At 73.1% G+C, this 17162-nt stretch carries 17 protein-coding genes; 4 read left to right on the plus strand and 13 right to left on the minus strand.

Annotation, left to right across the window (positions count from 1 at the left end):
* Positions 1 to 19 precede the first annotated feature (19 nt).
* Positions 20 to 886, minus strand: a complete 867-nt coding sequence (locus tag ACZ4A5_RS16805; protein ID WP_467583668.1) for a 3-hydroxybutyryl-CoA dehydrogenase — start codon at positions 884 to 886, stop codon at positions 20 to 22.
* A 405-nt stretch (positions 887 to 1291) separates the two neighbouring features.
* Positions 1292 to 1879 carry a histidine phosphatase family protein gene (locus ACZ4A5_RS16810; RefSeq protein WP_467583671.1) on the minus strand — a complete coding sequence of 196 codons (588 nt, stop codon included), beginning with the start codon at positions 1877 to 1879 and terminating at the stop codon, positions 1292 to 1294.
* Positions 1880 to 2168: 289 nt separating this feature from the next.
* Here ACZ4A5_RS16810 and ACZ4A5_RS16815 point away from each other — a divergent pair, with 289 nt between their 5' ends.
* From ACZ4A5_RS16815 to ACZ4A5_RS16825, 3 genes are all read left to right on the plus strand, one after another.
* Positions 2169 to 2393, plus strand: a complete 225-nt coding sequence (locus ACZ4A5_RS16815) for a CbtB domain-containing protein (protein ID WP_467583674.1) — start codon at positions 2169 to 2171, stop codon at positions 2391 to 2393.
* A gap of 21 nt (positions 2394 to 2414) precedes the next feature.
* Positions 2415 to 3176, plus strand: a complete 762-nt coding sequence (locus ACZ4A5_RS16820) for a CbtA family protein (RefSeq protein ID WP_467583677.1) — start codon at positions 2415 to 2417, stop codon at positions 3174 to 3176.
* A gap of 65 nt (positions 3177 to 3241) precedes the next feature.
* Entirely contained in the window at positions 3242 to 3664 is a 423-nt protein-coding gene (locus tag ACZ4A5_RS16825) for an ArsR/SmtB family transcription factor (protein ID WP_467583680.1), read from the plus strand.
* 8 nt (positions 3665 to 3672) lie between these two features.
* Here the strand turns inward: ACZ4A5_RS16825 and ACZ4A5_RS16830 are convergent, their stop codons facing one another.
* The 8 genes from ACZ4A5_RS16830 to ACZ4A5_RS16865 all read right to left on the minus strand — a co-directional run bounded on the left by ACZ4A5_RS16830 (position 3673) and on the right by ACZ4A5_RS16865 (position 11403).
* Entirely contained in the window at positions 3673 to 5055 is a 1383-nt protein-coding gene (locus tag ACZ4A5_RS16830) for an ABC transporter ATP-binding protein (RefSeq protein ID WP_467583683.1), read from the minus strand.
* Between the two features lie 41 nt (positions 5056 to 5096).
* Entirely contained in the window at positions 5097 to 6851 is a 1755-nt protein-coding gene (locus ACZ4A5_RS16835; protein ID WP_467583686.1) for an ABC transporter permease, read from the minus strand.
* A gap of 155 nt (positions 6852 to 7006) precedes the next feature.
* Positions 7007 to 8026, minus strand: a complete 1020-nt coding sequence (locus ACZ4A5_RS16840) for a cation diffusion facilitator family transporter (protein WP_467583689.1) — start codon at positions 8024 to 8026, stop codon at positions 7007 to 7009.
* A gap of 149 nt (positions 8027 to 8175) precedes the next feature.
* On the minus strand, positions 8176 to 8619 hold the full coding sequence (locus tag ACZ4A5_RS16845; RefSeq protein WP_467583692.1) for a winged helix-turn-helix domain-containing protein: 444 nt from the start codon (positions 8617 to 8619) through the stop codon (positions 8176 to 8178).
* Positions 8620 to 8672: 53 nt separating this feature from the next.
* Positions 8673 to 9005 (minus strand): hypothetical protein, encoded by a 333-nt coding sequence (locus ACZ4A5_RS16850; protein WP_467583695.1) that lies wholly within the window; start codon positions 9003 to 9005, stop codon positions 8673 to 8675.
* A gap of 395 nt (positions 9006 to 9400) precedes the next feature.
* Positions 9401 to 9880: an NUDIX hydrolase gene (locus tag ACZ4A5_RS16855; protein ID WP_467583698.1), complete on the minus strand. Its 480-nt coding sequence runs from the start codon at positions 9878 to 9880 to the stop codon at positions 9401 to 9403.
* 40 nt (positions 9881 to 9920) lie between these two features.
* Positions 9921 to 10526, minus strand: coding sequence for a hypothetical protein (locus ACZ4A5_RS16860; RefSeq protein ID WP_467583701.1), 606 nt, complete (start codon positions 10524 to 10526; stop codon positions 9921 to 9923).
* A 79-nt stretch (positions 10527 to 10605) separates the two neighbouring features.
* Positions 10606 to 11403, minus strand: a complete 798-nt coding sequence (locus tag ACZ4A5_RS16865; RefSeq protein WP_467583703.1) for a glutamate racemase — start codon at positions 11401 to 11403, stop codon at positions 10606 to 10608.
* 154 nt (positions 11404 to 11557) lie between these two features.
* On the opposite strand from ACZ4A5_RS16865, the gene ACZ4A5_RS16870 reads away from it, so the two are divergent.
* Positions 11558 to 12727 carry a glycosyltransferase gene (locus ACZ4A5_RS16870; RefSeq protein WP_467583706.1) on the plus strand — a complete coding sequence of 390 codons (1170 nt, stop codon included), beginning with the start codon at positions 11558 to 11560 and terminating at the stop codon, positions 12725 to 12727.
* A gap of 13 nt (positions 12728 to 12740) precedes the next feature.
* Here the strand turns inward: ACZ4A5_RS16870 and ACZ4A5_RS16875 are convergent, their stop codons facing one another.
* From ACZ4A5_RS16875 to ACZ4A5_RS16885, 3 genes are all read right to left on the minus strand, one after another.
* The gene (locus tag ACZ4A5_RS16875) at positions 12741 to 14030 is read right to left on the minus strand and encodes a TerD family protein (RefSeq protein WP_467583709.1); all 1290 of its coding nucleotides are present in this window, start codon (positions 14028 to 14030) and stop codon (positions 12741 to 12743) included.
* A gap of 70 nt (positions 14031 to 14100) precedes the next feature.
* Positions 14101 to 15492: a DUF6777 domain-containing protein gene (locus ACZ4A5_RS16880; protein ID WP_467583712.1), complete on the minus strand. Its 1392-nt coding sequence runs from the start codon at positions 15490 to 15492 to the stop codon at positions 14101 to 14103.
* 179 nt (positions 15493 to 15671) lie between these two features.
* Positions 15672 to 17147 carry a serine/threonine-protein kinase gene (locus tag ACZ4A5_RS16885; protein ID WP_467583715.1) on the minus strand — a complete coding sequence of 492 codons (1476 nt, stop codon included), beginning with the start codon at positions 17145 to 17147 and terminating at the stop codon, positions 15672 to 15674.
* Positions 17148 to 17162 lie beyond the last annotated feature (15 nt).

Genomic DNA, 17162 nt, shown 5'->3' on the forward strand with positions numbered 1-17162 from the left:
CGGGGACGCGCGCCCCGCCTCACCGGTCGTAGGCGTGGAATCCCCGGCCCGTCTTCCGGCCGAGCAGCCCGGCCTCCACCATGCGCTGGAGCAGGGGCGGCGGGGCGTAGAGCGGCTCCTTGAACTCCTCGTACAGCGACTCGGCGATGGAGGCCACGGTGTCCAGGCCGATCAGGTCGGCGAGCTTGAGCGGGCCCATCGGGTGCGCGCAGCCCAGCTCCATGCCGGCGTCCACGTCGGCGGCGGTGGCGAAGCCGGACTCGGCCATGCGGACGGCGGAGAGGAGATAGGGGATCAGCAGGGCGTTGACGACGAAGCCCGCCCGGTCCCTGGAGCGGATCGCGGTCTTGCCCAGCGTCTCCCGGGCGAACGCCTCCGCCGTGGCGGCCGTCTCCGCGGTGGTGTGGAGCGAGGTGACGATCTCCACCAGCGGCATGACCGGCACGGGGTTGAAGAAGTGCAGGCCCAGGACGCGGTCGGCCCGCTGGGTGGCCATGCCGAGGCGCATGACGGGGAGGGAGGAGGTGTTGGTGGCGAGGATCGCCCCGGGGTCCTCGACGATCTTGTCGAGGACGTGGAAGATCTCCGTCTTGGCGTCGGTGTTCTCGATGACGGCCTCGATGACCAGGTGCCGGTCGGCGAGGTCGTCGAGGCTGCCGGAGAAGACGAGCCGGGCCAGGGCGTCCTCGGCGGCGGGGCGGTCCAGCCTGCCGCGGTCGACGGCGCGTTCCAGGGACCGGGCGACCCGGTCGCGGGCCCGCCGGGCGGCGGTGGCGTCGGCCTCGCACACGACGGTGTCGAGCCCGGCGCGGGCACAGACCTCGGCGATGCCTGCGCCCATCTGCCCGCCGCCGACGACGCCTACGCGCTGGATGCCGCTGGTCATGACCGCTCCGTTTCGTGCCGCGCGAGGCGGCGGGTGTGGGCGTCGGTGGTGAAGGCGGGAAGGCCCGGTCGAGTGCGGTGCGTTCGAAGAAGTGGACGCTCCGGCCGGACGTGCCGGGATCTCCGACGTCAGGGCAGTGATCGTGCCCGGTCCCCGGTCCGGCCGCCGATCACTCCGGCGGGCCGCACCACGACTCTGACAGTGGCACCGACCCCCATCAACCGTGGCCCGATGCCAACTTCCGCGAATCTTCCCGGCCGTGTTCGCCAAGATTGCGAAGGCTCGGTGATCGGCCCGGCCTCAGCGGGAGACGGGAGCGCTCACGCGCACCGTGCGCATCCTCCGGCTTCCGACGCCGTGTGTGCGCGGACGTCGTGCGGCGGGCCCTGTCCGCCTGATACGGCGTCAGTCCGCCGGCTCCGCGGCCGGGCGCAGGAGCTGCCCGCAGCGCAGGTTCCACCGCCCGGCGCGGCCGGTGAGGGTGGTCGAGGACAGCGGGAGGACGTCCAGGCGCCAGAAGGTCCGCAGGGGGAGGCCGAGCGCGTGCACGACGGCCGCGCGGACCACAGCCGGTTCCACGACGGCCAGAATCCTCCCGCCCCCGTCGCCCCGGGCATCGAGCCAGCCACCGACACGCGCGGTCAGGTCCGACAGCGACTCACCCCCGTGGGGCGTGGCGAGGGGGTCGGACAACCACGTGGCGACGGCTTGCGGTTCGGCGGTGCTCACCTCGTCCAGTGTCCGGCCCTGCCAGCGCCCGACGTCCAGGTCGCGCAGGTCTCCCACCTGTTCGGCGTCCAGGCCAAGGGCGTCCGCCGTCTCGCGGCAGCGTGTGGACGGGGCGCGGAGGTGGCGGCCGGCCGCGGGCAACGCCCCCGCCGCGGCACGCGCCTGCCGCAGGCCGGCGTGGTCGAGAGAGGCGCCGTCGTCGAAACGCGGCTGTCGCAGTGCCGTGTTCATCGCCGGCGCTACGAACATCACTCGCGCAGTCACCCTGATTTCCCCCTCAACCGCCTGTCCGGTGCTCCAGCACATCACGCGCCCGGCAACAGGGGCGTGCGGGGGTGTGTCGTACGCCGTAGCCAGGCCGAACCGCACGCGGTACGGTCGCGTGAACATGACGACGGTGTGGTGGAAGCCGGTGGAATTCCGGCACGGTCGCGCCACTGTGTACCCGGCCGGGACCCGCGACTCGCGGTAACGGCCGGAAAGTCAGACCCGCTCACCGTCGTTGAGGACCACCCCGAAGTCCGGGACGCGAGTTTCCCCAGGAGGTTTGGCCATGGCGCAGTCCGCTGCCCCCGCATCCAGCTCTTCCGCCGCACCGGCGGTCACCCCCATATCCCTGAAGGCGATCGCCCCGTGGGCGGTCTTCTTCGGCATCCTCATGCTGGTCCTGCTCTATTTCGTCGGCGCCGAACAGGGGGCCACCTCGGTCATCTCCGGCAAGGACGTGCACGAGTGGGTCCACGACGGACGCCACCTCCTCGGCTTCCCCTGCCACTGACGACGGCCGGAGGAAAGTCCCGTGAATCCCGTCTCCGTACGTGTGCTGCTCGTACGCGGCATGCTGGCCGGCCTGGCCGCCGGTCTCCTCGCCTTGGTCGTGGCCTATCTCCTGGGGGAGCCCCGGGTGGACGCCGCCATCGACTTCGAGGAGGCCCACAGCCACGAGCACGGTGTGGAGCTGGTCAGCCGCTCCCTGCAGTCCACCGCAGGGCTGGCCACCGGCGTCCTGGTCTACGGCGTCGCGCTCGGCGGTATCGCCGCTCTGGCGTTCTGCGTGGCGCTGGGCCGTATCGGCCGGTTCGGCCCGCGCGCGACCGCGCTCATGGTCTCCATGGGCAGCCTGCTGGCCGTCTATGTGGTGCCGTTCCTGAAATACCCCGCCAACCCGCCGTCCGTCGGCGATCCGGACACCCTCACCAAACGCACCACGCTCTACTTCCTGATGATCGCGCTCAGTGTCCTGCTGAGCGTCGCCGCGGTCATCCTCGGCAAGCGACTGGCCCCGCGCCTGGGCACCTGGTACGCGACCGTGGTGGCTTCGGCCGCCTTGATCCTCGCGACCGGTCTCGCGTACGCGTTCCTGCCCTCGGTCAACGAGGTGCCCAAGGACTTCCCGGCCACCGTGCTGTGGCAGTTCCGCCTCGCCGCCCTCGCCATCCAGTGCACCCTCTGGGCCGCCTTCGGCCTCCTCTTCGGCCATCTCGCCGAACGGGTCCTGACCCCGAGGACCGCACCGGGCCGTACCGGCGCCGCCACCAGGCCGGCCGCACCGGTGAGCTGACCGCGCCCGGTAGGGCCCGCCGCGGGAAGCGGCGGGCCCCTACCGCGTCTGTCTAGACTCCTCGCATGGACGCGCAGGGATCACCTGGTGGCACAGCCGGGGTGGAACAGGCGGTCGCCGTGCTGAAGGCCGTGGCCGACACGACCCGGTTCCAGGTGCTGTGGGCACTGGCGCGGCGTGAGCACTCGGTCGGGCAACTGGCCGAACTGGCCGGAGCGCACGTGGCGGCGGTGTCGCAGCACCTGGCGCGACTGCGGGCCGCGGGGCTGGTGGTCTCACGGCGTGAGGGGACGCGGATCTTCTACCGGGTCGCGGGAGAGCACGTGGTGGCGCTCCTGCGGAGCGCGGTCCTGGTCGCGCGGGCCGACGCCGTGACGGGAGCGGACGGCACCGCGGCGCCCGGGGCCGCCGCCGAGTCCACGGCGGCGGTGGTGGCGAAGGGGCAGGCGCGCGGGCGCTTGCGGGCGCGGCCGGTGGCGGGCGGCTGAACACCGGGTCACTCCGGCCGTCCGGGCAGCAGGGCGAGGCCCGCCCCGCCCTCGTCCAGCGCGTACTCCTCGCGGGCCGCGTCGTAGGAATAGAGCTCGGCGTAGCGGCCCCAGTCGGTGGCGGTCTCCAGCTGCTGGGTGACCTGTTCGCTCGTGTAGTGGTGGGCGAGCAGGTCGCGGAAGAAACCGGGGCGCAGGGTGCCGTCGGTGCGGCGCAGGCTGGTGACGATCAGGCGCACCAGGGGTGCGGCGTCGAGCACCGCGTCGGCGAAGATCTTCTTGGATTCCTGGACGTCCGCGCGGGCGAACCGGGTGCCGGACGCGGTCAGGAGCAGGTCGCCGTCGCGGATGAGGGCGAAGCCGAGCAGTTCGAGGGCGTCGACCTGGGGCAGCAGATCGTCCACCTCCAGGCCGAGTTCCTCGGCGAGGTCGGCGAGGTCGCAGCGGTCGCCGTGCTGAATGAGGATCTCCGCGAGGCCGGAGAGGCCGTCGACGCTGGCCTGGGGCAGCGGGGTGTTGGCCATGGTGCGCTTGGCGGGCTCGGCGGCGGTGCGGCCGGGCAGGTGCGGGGCGGTGTCCTTCTCGCGGCCGGTCATGACCTGGTAGACGGCGTCGATCAGGGCGTCGAAATCGGGGGCGTTGCGGTCGCGGGGGCGTTCCAGGGTCACGTCGAAGGTGGCCCTGAGGGTGCCGGGCCGGGAGCCGAGGACGACGACGCGGTCGGCCATCAGCACGGCTTCCTCGATGTTGTGGGTGACGACGACGACGGCGCGGGTGGGGAACTGCCCGGAGTCCCACAGTTCCATGAGTTCGCCGCGCAGGTTCTCGGCGGTGAGGACGTCGAGGGCGGAGAAGGGCTCGTCCATCATCAGGACGTCGGGTTCGACGACGAGGGCGCGGGCGAAGCCGACGCGCTGGCGCATGCCGCCGGAGAGCTCCTTGGGATAGGCGGACTCGAAGCCGTCGAGGCCGATGAGGTCGATGGCCTGGAGGGCCGCCCCGGCGCGCAGCCTGGCGGGCACGCCCCGTGCTTCGAGGCCGAGTTCGACGTTCTGCTGGACGGTGAGCCAGGGCAGCAGGGCGAAGGTCTGGAAGACCATGGCGGTGCCGGGGTTGGCGCCGTCGAGCACCTTGCCCCGGTAGGTGATGGTGCCGGAGCTGGCGGGGATGAGGCCGGCGAGGCAGCGCAGCAGGGTGGACTTGCCGGAGCCCGAGCGGCCGAGGAGGGCGACGATCTCGCCGGCGCGTACGTCCAGGTCGATGCCCGCGAGGACGGGCAGTTCCCCGTCGGCGCCCGCGTAGGACTTGGTGACGGCTCGGGCGGCGAGCAGCACCTCGCCTCCGGCGAGGCGGGTATCGGCGCTGTGGCCGGGTCCGGCGCTCGGGGCCATGTGCGGGGCTCCTTCCGACAGGGTCTGCGAGTTCGGGCGGTTCACAGGGAGTAGCGGGTTTCGGCGAGGCGGTAGAGCCTGCGCCACAGCAGCCGGTTGAGCCCGACGACGTAGAGGGCCATCACGGCGATGCCGGCGATGAGGTGCGGGTAGTCGCCGCGGGAGGTGGCGTGGGAGATGTACGCGCCGAGGCCGGTCGCGGTCAGCGTCGTACCGCCGAAGGTGACGATCTCGGAGACGATCGAGGCGTTCCAGGCGCCGCCGGACGCGGTGATGCCGCCGGTGACGTAGGCGGGGAAGATCCCGGGGATGATCAGGCGCTTCCATCGCTGCCGGCCGCGTACGCCCAGGTCGTCCATGGCCTCACGCAGGTCGGAGGGGATCGCCGAGGCTCCGGCGATGGTGTTGAAGAGGATGTACCACTGGGCGCCGAGGGCCATCAGGAACATGCCGCCGATGTTGATCGACAGTCCGGTCCTGAGGAAGAACCAAGTGGCGAGCGGGAAGAGGAAGTTGGCGGGGAAGCTCGCGAGGATCTGCACGAAGGGCTGGGCGACGCGGGCCAGTTTCGGCGAGAGGCCGATCTTCACGCCGATGGGTACCCACACCACCGTCGCGACGGCCACCAGGACGACGACGCGCGCGAGGGTGGCGAGTCCGAGCAGCAGGGGCTCCCCGAAGACCCCGAGCCCGGTGTGGTTCTCGAGGTAGCCGAGGAGGTCGAGCAGCCCCCAGAGGACCAGGCCGCCCGCCACCACGGCGAAGGCGAGGTCACCGGCCCTGCGGTGCGGCCGGTTGACCGTCAGCGGCCGGTCGTCGGTCCCGAGGACCCGCGCGGCCCGGCCCAGCGCCTCTCCCGCCGGGCGGGTCAGCCGGCGCAGGAGGCGCGGCCAGGAGGAACGGCGCAGGAAGTCCAGCACCAGCGAACGCTGGACGTCGGCGGCCTCGGACTGCTCGTTCTTGAACCGCTCCGTCCACGCGGTCAGCGGCCGCCAGAAGAAGAAGTTCACGCCGACGACCATGACCGTCATGGCCGCCACCGCCCAGCCGACCTTGCCCAGGTCGCCGTCGGCGATGGCCGTGCCCGCGAAGGACCCGACACCGGGAAGCGCGTAGGAGTGGTGGGAGACGCTGATGGCCTCGGAGGCCACCAGGAAGAACCAGCCGCCGCCGAAGCTCATCATCCCGTTCCAGACGAGCCCGATCGCCCCGGACGGGAGCTCGACCTTCCAGAACCGCATCCACCGGGTGAAGCGGAAGGAGCGGGAGACCTCGTCCAGCTCACGCGGCAGGGTGATGAGGGAGTGGTAGAAGCCGAACGTCATGTTCCACGCCTGCGAGGTGAAGATCGCGAAGATGGACGCGCATTCGAGCCCCAGCAGCGAGCCCGGGAACAGCGAGATGAAGCCGGTCACGGCGACGCTCAGAAAGCCCAGCACGGGGACGGACTGCAGGATGTCCAGCGCGGGGATCAGCACCCGCTCCAGGCGCCTGCTGCGGGCGGCCGCGTAGGCGTAGACGAGGGTGAAGACGACCGAGGCGGCGAGGGCCACGAACATCCGCAGCAGGCTTCGTGCCGCGTAGTACGGCAGCTTCGCGGGGTCGGTGTCCACCTTGACGACGTGGGCCGGGTCGAAGGAGACGGTGGCGCCCTTGCTCACGCGGAGCAGGAGGTACAGCCCGGCCAGCACGGCGGCGGCGACCACGACGTCGACCCACGACATGCGGGACAGCCGCCCGGCCACCCGGGCGGGCAGGGAGGCCCGCGAGGTGGTGGGTCGTGACAGGAAGGACATCGGGACAACCCCCAGCACACGGCTGTCGTCTGCCGGTTCTTCCGGCGGGGACGGGACGGCGTCGACGGGAACGGTGCGCGGCCGGCGGCACCTGATGCCCCACCTCCTCGGCCTCTCTCACCATCCTGGTCCTGCGCCGGAGGCCGAGCCAGTGGTCAGTGCTCGTGTGCCCCCTTGTGATGGGTGGTGCCGTGGGAGTTGGCGCAGTGCGGGTGCGGCTCCCCCGGCGCGGCGAGGGCCAGGACCCGTTCGGTGGCGTGATCGACCTGCAGCGTGGTGTGGGTGATGCGGAAATCGTGCTCCAGTATGCGCTCCAGGTCGCGCCGCAGGGCGTGGCAGTCCGCGTCGGGCGCGGCCAGGACGTGGGCGGACAGGGCCGGCTGACCCGAGGTGATCTGCCATACGTGCAGGTCGTGGATCTCCACCGCGTCCGCGGCGGCGGCCATGCGGTCCCCGACCGCGTCGGGGTCGATCCCGGCCGGGGCGGCCTCCAGGAAGACCCGGCCGGACGCGCGCACGAGGCCGTAGCCGGCGCGCAGCATCAGGGCCACCACGATCAGCGAGGCGATCGCGTCCGCGCGGGCGAAGCCGGTGAGCAGCACGACGGCTCCGGAGACGGCGGTGGCGATGAATCCGTAGAGGTCCGTCAGGATGTGCTGGAAGGCGCCCTCGACGTTCAGCGAGCTGCGGTTGGCCTTCGAAAGGCACCACGCGGCGATGACGTTGACCACGATGCCGGCCAGGGCGGTGACCAGTACCAGACCGCCGGAGACCGCGGGCGGGGCGAGCAGGCGCTGGACGGCCTCGTACGCCAGCCAGAGGGACAGCGCCAGCAGGGTGATGCCGTTGGCCTGTGCGGAGAGGATCTCGGCGCGCTTGAGGCCGAAGGTGTAACTCCCGCGCGCGGGGCGGGCCGCGAGCCGCATGGCCACCAGGGCCAGGACGATCGAGGCGGCGTCCGTGAGCATGTGCGCGGCGTCCGACATCAGCGCCAGTGACCCCGCGAGCACACCGACGACGACCTCGACCGCCATGAACGTTCCGATCAGTGCCAGCGCGATGGTCAGCCAGCGCCGGTCGGCGTCGGCGGCCACTCCGTGCGAGTGACCGCCGTGCCCGTTTCCGTGGTCGTCCTCGTGACCGTGCTCGTGCTCGTGTTCCTTGCGGCCGCCCATGGCTCGTCCTCCCCCACTTGCCGGTGGTCGTTACGCAGCGAGTGAAGCGCATATCGGCGGGAGATCCAAAGGCTGCACTGGTGACCGTTATCAACACCCATAAGAACGCTCTGACCTGCACTGATAGCGCGCGGCCCCGCCTGCGCCGATCAGCGGCCGCCGCAGTGGGGGCCGGCCTCCCCGGAAGGGTCGAGTACGTAACCGACCTGTCGTACGGTCCTGATGACGTCCTGGTGGTCCGGGCCGAGCTTGCGGCGCAGCCTGGCGATATGGACGTCGATGGTGCGCGTACCGCTCTCGTGGTCCTGTCCCCAGATGGAGGCCAGGAGCTGACGGCGGGTGTGCACCTGCCGGGGGCGGGCGATCAGCCGGGCGAGTATCTCGAACTCGGCGTAGGTGAGGGTGAGTTCCCGCCCGCCCGCCGACACGGTGCGCTGATCGGTATCGACGACCAGGCCGCCTGCCCGGAGCGGCGGCCGCAGGGTGGTCATGGGCCGGGGGCCGGTTGCTCTGTCGAGGTCGGTCAGCGTGCTGCCGGACGGGGTGGGGCACCCGGGGTGGATGCGGTAGGCCCGGGGGTATCGCAGGGACATATCGGCTCCTGACGTGCGGGGAGGAGGCTGGTGGGGCGGGTGTGACGGCCCGGTCAGGGCTCCAGCCGCCAGTCGGCCTCGAGGCGTTCACGGCCGCCGGGGCCGGTGACCGTGCGCCAGTGGGCGCGCGGCCGCCCGGGCGTGGTGTGGCCGATCGCGGTGCGGGCACAGGCCGGTGCGCCCAGGACCTGGAGGACGGGGCTGTCGACGGCGCCGGCCGCGACGCGCCGGACGATCTCGCCGAAGAGGGCGCGGACAGCGGGGACGACGTGTGGCGTCGCGTAGCGGGTGCGGGTGACGGTGCTGTCTCCGCCGTGGGCGTCGTCGAGGGCAGCGGCGCGGGGCGATACCGGAGCGGTGGGTGCGGTGGTGATCATGTCGGTCATGACGGCCTCCCGAGTCCCCCAGAGGGGGAGGTTCTGGGGCACGCAGCAGCAGCCCGACGGCCCGGGGCGGCGGAGGCCGCACGGGCCGGGGCGGGAGCGAGCGCGAAGTCGCGCGCGGGGAAGGGTGGTTACCGCGTGCCGGAAGTCAGCGAGGACATGCGGGTGCGGGGCCTACTGTGGCCCGGACTCGCGCAACTGCCATCCATGTCTCTCGCCTCCTTCCGGCCGGGACGCGCGGGGGCGCCGTGGAACACGACGAGGAGCGGACCGGCCCGTACGGCTGGTTCACCCCGATGTCAGAGCTTCGGTGCGACGCTCAGCAGCATAGCCCCGTACTTGCGTATGGACGCAAGTAACTTGACTCATCCTTGATGCCGCCCACGGCCGGCGCCGGCCTACCGCTCGCCGATCCCCTCGAACCACGTCGGGCCGTCCGCCGTCGCCTGCTTGACGCGCGAGAGAGCGAAGTCCTCCATCGGCGGCAGCGCGTCCGGCTCGAACCAGCCGACCTCCAGCGACTCGTCGTCGTTGACGCGCGCCTCACCGCCGACGGCGCGGGCCAGGAAGCAGATGTCCATGAACTGGCACTGGTCCCCGTTGGGGTAGGTGACGGGCGCCAGCGCCTGGACGAGGAGGACGCGCTCGGGGACGCAGTGGACGGCGGTCTCCTCGTACACCTCGCGGACGACCGCCACGGCGGGCTGCTCGCCCGGGTCGGGGATGCCGCCGATGATCGACCACTCGCCGGAGTCCGCGCGGCGGCCGAGGAGGACCCGGCCGGCGTCGTCGAGCACGATGGCGCTCACCCCGGGCATCCAGAGCAGTTGGTGGCCCGCGGCGGCGCGGAGGTCGGTGATGAATTCGGGCGTCGGCATGGTTCGAGACTAGGCGGTGTCCGCGGGTGCTCTTCCCGGGTCAGGCGGGGGCCCTGCGCCCGGCGGCCCGGCGCAGGCCGTCGCGGATCGCCCGTACCGCGGCCTCCGCGTCGTCCACCGTGACGGTGAAGGAACGGCCGTCACCCAGGCGCAGCACGAAGCCCTCGCCCCGGCGGACGACGACGGCGGTGCCCTTCTCGGGGCGCCAGCGGTAGCCCCAGCCGCCCCACTGACGGGGGGTGACGCGGGGGGCGAAGTCGGCGCCGACCACGTGCGCCAGCGGGATACGGGTGCGGGGCACCCCGATGTGGCCGCAGCGCACTTCCAGCGCCTCGGTGTCCACCCGCACCGCCACATGGACGAACGCGAGGGTGCCGTAGAGCATCAGCAGGCCCGCGGCGACGCAGCCGACGACCGACATGACGAGAGGGGCCAGCCCCGAGGTCCACGCGCTGTCGACGGCCAGCTCGACGCCCAGCGCCAGGCAGGCTGCGCCCGCAGCGGCCAGCAGCCACTGGATCCGGTTGGTCGCACGGCCGGTCCAGACGCCGAGTTCGGTGCCGCTGTCGGCTGGGGAAGGGGTTCCGACCGCGTCCGGCTTCTCGTCGCCCTCGTGGCCCTGCGGGCCCTTGGAGTGGTCCCTCATATGACGCAGCCTACTCACCTTCCGCCACCACGGCAGGAGTGCTGCGCGGACGGGACCGGATCGTGTGGCCGCGCCGCGGTCAGGGGCGCGCGGCGCCGACGGCGCTCAGGGAGCGGCCTTCCGCGTAGCTGAGGGAGGACGGCTCCAGGGCCGCCTCACGGCCGCCGAACAGCACGGTCAGGGTGCCCGTCGGCGCCGCGTCGGGGGCCGGCGCCGCACCGATCCGGCGCAGCGCCTGGGCGGCGACGGCCTCGGCGGAGCCGTGCAGCACGAGGGGCCCGTCCGAGGGACGCAGCAGCGGCTGAACGGCCTCACGGATACGCTCCGCGACCAGCTCGTAATGGGTGCAGCCCAGGACGACGGCCCTTACATCGCGCGGGGTGAGCGCGGCGGCGGCGGCCACGGCGGCCTCGATGCCGGCCGCGTCGGCGTGCTGGACGGCGTCGGCGAGGCCGGGGCAGGGCACCTCGGTGACCCGGACGCCGGAGGCGAAGTCGCGGATCAGGCCGCGCTGGTACGGGCTGCCGGTGGTGGCCGGGGTCGCCCAGATGGCGAAGGGGCCGCCGCCGACCGCGGCGGGCTTGACCGCGGGCACGGTGCCGATCACCGGGAGCGCGGGCTCCAGCTCGGCGCGTATGGCGGCCAGGGCGTGCACGGAGGCGGTGTTGCAGGCGACGATCAGCGCGTCCGGACGGTGCGCGGCGGCGGCGCGGGCGCAGCTCAGGGCCTTCCCGATGAGGTCCTCGGGGGTCCGGGGGCCCCACGGCATGGTCGCCGGGTCGGAGGAGAGCACGAGATCGGCGTCGGGCCGCAGGCGGTGCACAGCGGCGGCCGCCGCCAGGAGGCCGTTTCCGGAGTCAATGAGCGCGATCTTCACCCGGTCACTTTAATGGATGGGCGCCGGCGCGCCCCCGCGCCGGATGCCGGGGCTCCCGGCCCGGACGGCTCGATCGCTCGGCCGCGGGGAGTCCGAGATGTCGGGGACCCGGAAACTCCCCCGGTCAGGGGCGTCGTGCGGCAGACTGCGACGGATGAGCACGCTGATGTGGATCACTGTCGGTTCCCTGGCCGCGTGGGCCTGGCTGCTGCTGGGGCAGGGCTTCTTCTGGCGTACGGACGTGCGGCTCCCGTCGCGCACTCCGCCCGACGACTGGCCGTCCGTGGCGATCGTCGTCCCCGCCCGCGACGAGGCGGAGGTGCTGCCGTCGAGCCTGCCGTCGCTCCTCGCGCAGGACTATCCGGGGCGGGCGGAGATCTTCCTCGTCGACGACGGCAGCACGGACGGCACCGGCGCGCTGGCCCGCTCCCTCGCGGACCGGCACGGCGGTCTGCCGCTGACGGTGGACTCGCCCGGTGAGCCGCCGCCGGGCTGGACCGGCAAGCTGTGGGCGGTGCGGCACGGCATGGCGCTCGCCCGTGCCCGTACGGACGCGGAATATCTGCTGCTGACGGACGCGGACATCGCGCACGAGCCGGACAGCCTGCGGGAGCTGGTGGCCGCCGCGCGGTCGGGCGGGCTGGATTTGGTGTCGCAGATGGCGCGGCTGCGGGTGGCGAGCTTCTGGGAGCGGCTCGTGGTCCCGGCGTTCGTGTACTTCTTCGCGCAGCTCTATCCGTTCCGCTGGATCAACCGGCCGGCCGCGCGGACGGCGGCGGCCGCGGGCGGCTGCGTGCTGCTGCGCCGGGAGGCGGCGGAGCGGGCCGGGGTCCCGGACAGCATCCGGCAGGCGGTGATCGACGACGTGTCGCTGGCGCGGGCGGTGAAGCGCGCGGGCGGCCGGATCTGGCTGGGGCTCGCGGAGCGGGTGGACAGCGTCCGGCCGTATCCGGGGCTCGCCCCGCTGTGGCGGATGGTCTCGCGCAGCGCGTACGCGCAGCTGCGTCACAATCCGCTGCTGCTGGCCGGGACCGTCGCGGGCATGGCGGTCATCTATCTCGCGCCGCCGGTCGCCGTGCTGGCGGGCGCGCTGACCGGGCACACCGTGACGCTCGCGGCCGGTGCGGTCGCGTGGGCGGTGATGACCGGTACGTACGCGCCGATGCTGCGCTACTACCGGCAGCCGCTGGCGCTGGCGCCGCTGCTGCCGTTCACGGGGCTGCTCTATCTGCTGATGACGGTGGATTCGGCGGTGCAGCACTACCGCGGCCGGGGCGCGGCCTGGAAGGGGCGGACGTACGCCCGCCCGGAGGCCGCGCCCTGAGCGGGCCGTGGTGTCACTTGCGGCCGGGTGTCCAGTTCATGCCCCAGCCGTACGCGCGGTCGAGCGTGCGCTGCGGGCTCACGCCGCGGTCCGGCACGAGGTAGCGGGCCTCGCGCTGCACGACGAGGTCGCCGCCGTTGTTGGTGAGCAGGGCGAGGGCGCAGACGTTGGAGGCCACGGTGCACTCGTCGAGCGAGAAGTCGATGGGTGCGCCGTGCTGCGGCTGGAGGGTGACGGTGGCGTGCAGACCGGCGAAGCTGCGGGCGCCCTCGTAGATCGTCACGAAGATGAGGATGCGCCGGAAGTCGGCGATGTGGTCGAGGTTGACGGTCAGGTTCTCGCCGGCCGCGGAGGCGCCGGTGCGGTCGTCGCCGTCGAGGTGGATGTACGGCGGCTGGTGCAGCGAGCCGAAGGAGTTGCCGAGCGCCTGGACCACGCCCTTGCGGCCGTCGTTGAGCTCGAACAGGGCCCCGAGATCGAGGTCCAGATCGCCCTGCGTGGCCTTGGCCATGGCCTGGCCGAGCTTCGCCTGCCAGCCGCTCTTGGCCGCCTGCTTGCGCATCTGCCAGTTGAGGTTGACGCGCAGCGCGCCGGAGGTGCCGCCCTGCTTGGTGAGAGAGACGGTCGGCTTGTCCTTGGTGAGCGTGACCTTGGTCAGGCGCACGGGCGCGGGAGCCGGGGCCGCGGGCGGCGGGGCGACGGGCGGCGCCGCGGGCGCCTGCGTGGGCGGCGCCGGCTGTGCGTACGGGGCGGGCGGGGCAACCGGGGGCGCCGGCCGGGGCTCGTCGACGGAGATGCCGAAGTCGGTGGCGAGGCCGGCCAGACCCGTGTCGTAGCCCTGGCCGACGGCCCGGAACTTCCACTCGCCCTGGCGGCGGTAGAGCTCGCCGAGCACGAAGGCGGTCTCGACGGTGGCGTCCGAGCTGTCGAACCGGGCGAGTTCCGCGCCGCTCGCCTGGTCGAGCACGCGGATGTGCAGTCCGGGCACCTGGCCGAAGGTGCCTCCGTCGGCGGACGCGGCGAGCACGACGGTCTCGATCGCGGGCTCGACGGAAGCGAGGTCGACGGCGAGGGTGTCGGTCACGGCGTCACCCACGGTGCGCTTGCCTTCGTGACGGACGGCGCCGGAGGGATGGACGGCCTGGTTGTAGAAGACGAAGTCCGCGTCCGAGCGGACTCTGCCGGTGGTCAGGAGCAGAGCGGAGGCATCGACGTCCGGTATGCCGGCGCCCGTGCGCCAGCCCAGCTCGATCCGCACGGCCGGTGCCGGAATCCGGATGTTGGTGCCCTTGAGCATCCCCATGCTCCACCCCTCTGAACAGTCCCGTCGTTTCCGGCACCCAACGTACCCTGACGGCGGTTTTCCACCGGATTCACCGGTTCCCCTGACGCGTCCCGTACGAGCCGGTGCCGGATGTGCCGGCCGGCTGCCGGGGTTCCGCCGGGGGCTCGACGGGCGCGGTCGCGTGCGCCGTCCCGTGGTGCGTCGGCGCCTGGGGTTCCGCCTCGGAGGTGGGCCGTACGGGCTCGGCGGCCGTGGGTGTCCTGGCCTCCGCGCGCGGTGTCCTGGCGGCCGTGGGCGGGAGTTCCTGCTTCGCCGGTGGGGACTTGACGTCCGTGGAGGGCTCCCCGGTCGCGGCGTGCGGCGACTTGGCGGCCTTGGTCGGCGGCCCGGCCGCTGTCGGAGGCGGCTCCTCCTTCGTCGGCTGCCCGCCCGCCGTCGGAGGCCGCTCGCCCTTCGTCGGCGGGGCCTTCGTCGGGACCGTCTCCCGCTCCGAGGCCGGCGGCCGCGGGGCGCCGGTACGGGTTCCGGTCGGCGGGGCCCCGGTCGCGGGCGGCCGCGACGCGCCCGTCGGTGGCGCGGTGGCCGGTGAGGTGGCGCCGGAGGGTGACTTCGTCGACTCGTTCGCCCGCGAAGGCGACTGCTCGCCGGGGGGCGTGCGCGTACCGGCGGGGCCGCCCGGCGTGCCTGTGCCGGCCGAACCCCCCGGCGAGCCCGGCCCGTTACTGGACTCATGCCCCGGTGAGGACGGCGTGCGGCGCGGCGGCGGGGTCCAGTGGAAGGTCACGGAGTCGTGGTCGCCGTCCGTGCCCGTTCCCCGGTCGAATGCCTTGTCGCTCTCGAAGGGATCGACCAGCGGAACCTCCTTGACCGGTCCCTTGTCCCGGGCCCGGGGTGTGATGACGGTGACCGTGGTCTCGCTGAAGGTCTCCCAGCGTGTCCCCACGTAGGTCGACGCCTTGAGGTCCACGTCGTCGTCGGGTTCCCCGAGCGGGTTGCCGCAGTTGCACTTCACCACGGGCCCGGTGTACGGGTCGTTGAGGACGGCGACGCCCTTCTGGAGCACCGACAGATACTCCCTGGTCCTCCCGTCGCCCTGGTAGTCGTGGTTCTTGACGAGGGTGTCGTCGAGCAGGACCACCTCCGTGAGGCTCTCGATGCGCGCGGCGATGCGGTTCTGGTCGATGCCGGCGGCCTGGGCCCACGCCTTGGCCTCGACGGGGTCCTGGGTGATCTGCGTGATCAGCGACGCCTTGTCGCAGTGCACGGTGCCGGGGGTGCCACCGAAGGCGCCCCGGGCGTCCACCGCCTTCGTACCGCCGCCGCCCGTCGGGGAGTTGACGCCCTTGAGGTCGGTGCCGGGGTTCCGCAGGAACGGGTGGTCGCCTGTCGTGCCCACGGCCTCCAGCACGAGCTCGGCGGCCTTCTTCTTCTGTGCCGTCGTGCACCCCGCCACGGTGGCACCGCCGAGCAACGCCGGCACGGTGAGCAGCGCGACGGCGCGCAGCCTGCGGCGCCGTAGTGCCGTGCCTCGCGCGGCGGTCCTGTGCCTTGTCCGCCTGAACGGAACACTCGCGAATGAAACTGATACCAGCCGCATGAATTCCCCCCGATAGCCGGCATGAAGTGGTCCTACGCATGAGTCCTACGTACGGGGAAGCCTCACCCCGATCCGCATGTCGACAGCCACCCCCCGTTGCAGGACCCGGCGCTGCCGCCGCCCGCCGGGATCGTGGGCCGGGTGGCGCCGGGCGAGGGGTAGGCCGACGGGCCCGTGGCGGGGGCGGGGCTCGCCGCTCCCCCGCCGCCCGCGGAGTCGGCGGCGCCGCCCCCGGAGTCGGAGGCCGAGCTCGACACCCCGGCCGGATTCCGCGTGCCGGAATCTCCGCTTCCCCGCGCGGCGAGCACGGCGGCGGTGCCGCCGCCGACGAGCAGCAGGGCCAGCAGCGAGCCGAGGAGCAGCGCGACCAGTCGGCGCCGGCCGTCCGGTGGCGTGACGGGCAACGGGTAGGCACCGCTCGCCGGATATCCCGCGACCATCACCGGACTGCTCGGGGCGCCCGAGTACGGCGGCGGTGGCAGTGGCGGGGTCGAGCTCGGGGCCGGGGTCGGCTTCGGCGTCGGAGTCGGGGAGTGCGCCGGGCCGCCGCTGTACAGCGGCACGACCGGGCCCGATCCCGAGGTGGAGACCGACGCGTCGCCCTGGGCGGGTGGCGTCGCGGGCGTCGGGGGAAGCGATGGCTGAGGGGCGGGCGCCGCCCGCTCGGTGGGCACGTATCCCCCGGCGCCGGTCCAGCCCGGCTGTGTGGTCATGTGTCCCGCGGCCACGGCGTCGAGCATCCGCTGGGCCTCCGCCGAGCCCATCCGGGTCCGCGGGTCCTTGCGGAGGAGGCCCTCGAGCAGCGGGGTGAGCGGCCCGGCGCGCCGCGGCGGTGGCGGGTCGTCCTGGACCACGGCCTGGAGCGTGCTCAGCGCCGAGCCGCGCCGGAAGGGCGAGACGCCCTCGATCGCCGCGTACAGGGTCGCCCCGAGCGACCAGAGGTCCGAGGGCGCCCCGGGCCGCTGTCCGAGCGCGCGCTCGGGGGCGAGGAAGTCGGGGGAACCGACCAGGTCACCGGTGCGGGTCAGGGTGCCCGAGCCCTCGACGAGGGCGATGCCGAAGTCGGTGAGGACGACCCTGCCGCCGGGTTCCAGCAGGACGTTCGCCGGTTTGACGTCGCGGTGCAGCACCCCGGAGGAGTGCGCGCTGCGCAGCGCCTGGAGCACCATCGAGCCGACCTTGGCGGCCTCCTTGGGCAGCAGCACGCCCTCGTGCTGGAGGACGTCCGCGAGGGAGCGGCCGCGCACCAGCTCCATGACGATCCAGGGGCGGCCGTCCTGTTCCACGACGTCGTGCACGGTGATCACGTTCGGGTGGCTGACGCGGGCGGCGGCGCGGGCCTCCTGCTTGAGCCGGGCGTAGAGGATCCGTACGTCGTGCTCCCGCAGGTGCTCGGGGGCCCGGACCTCCTTCGCCGCGACCTCGCGGTCGAGGAGTTCGTCGACGGCGCGCCAGACGGTTCCCATGCCGCCGCTGCCGAGCCGGTCGATCAGCCGGTACCGCCCGGCGAGCAGTGGAGGTGCGTGCTCCGCGTCCATGCCGTCCGTCCCCTC

The organism is Streptomyces sp. NPDC025618, assembly GCF_055558795.1.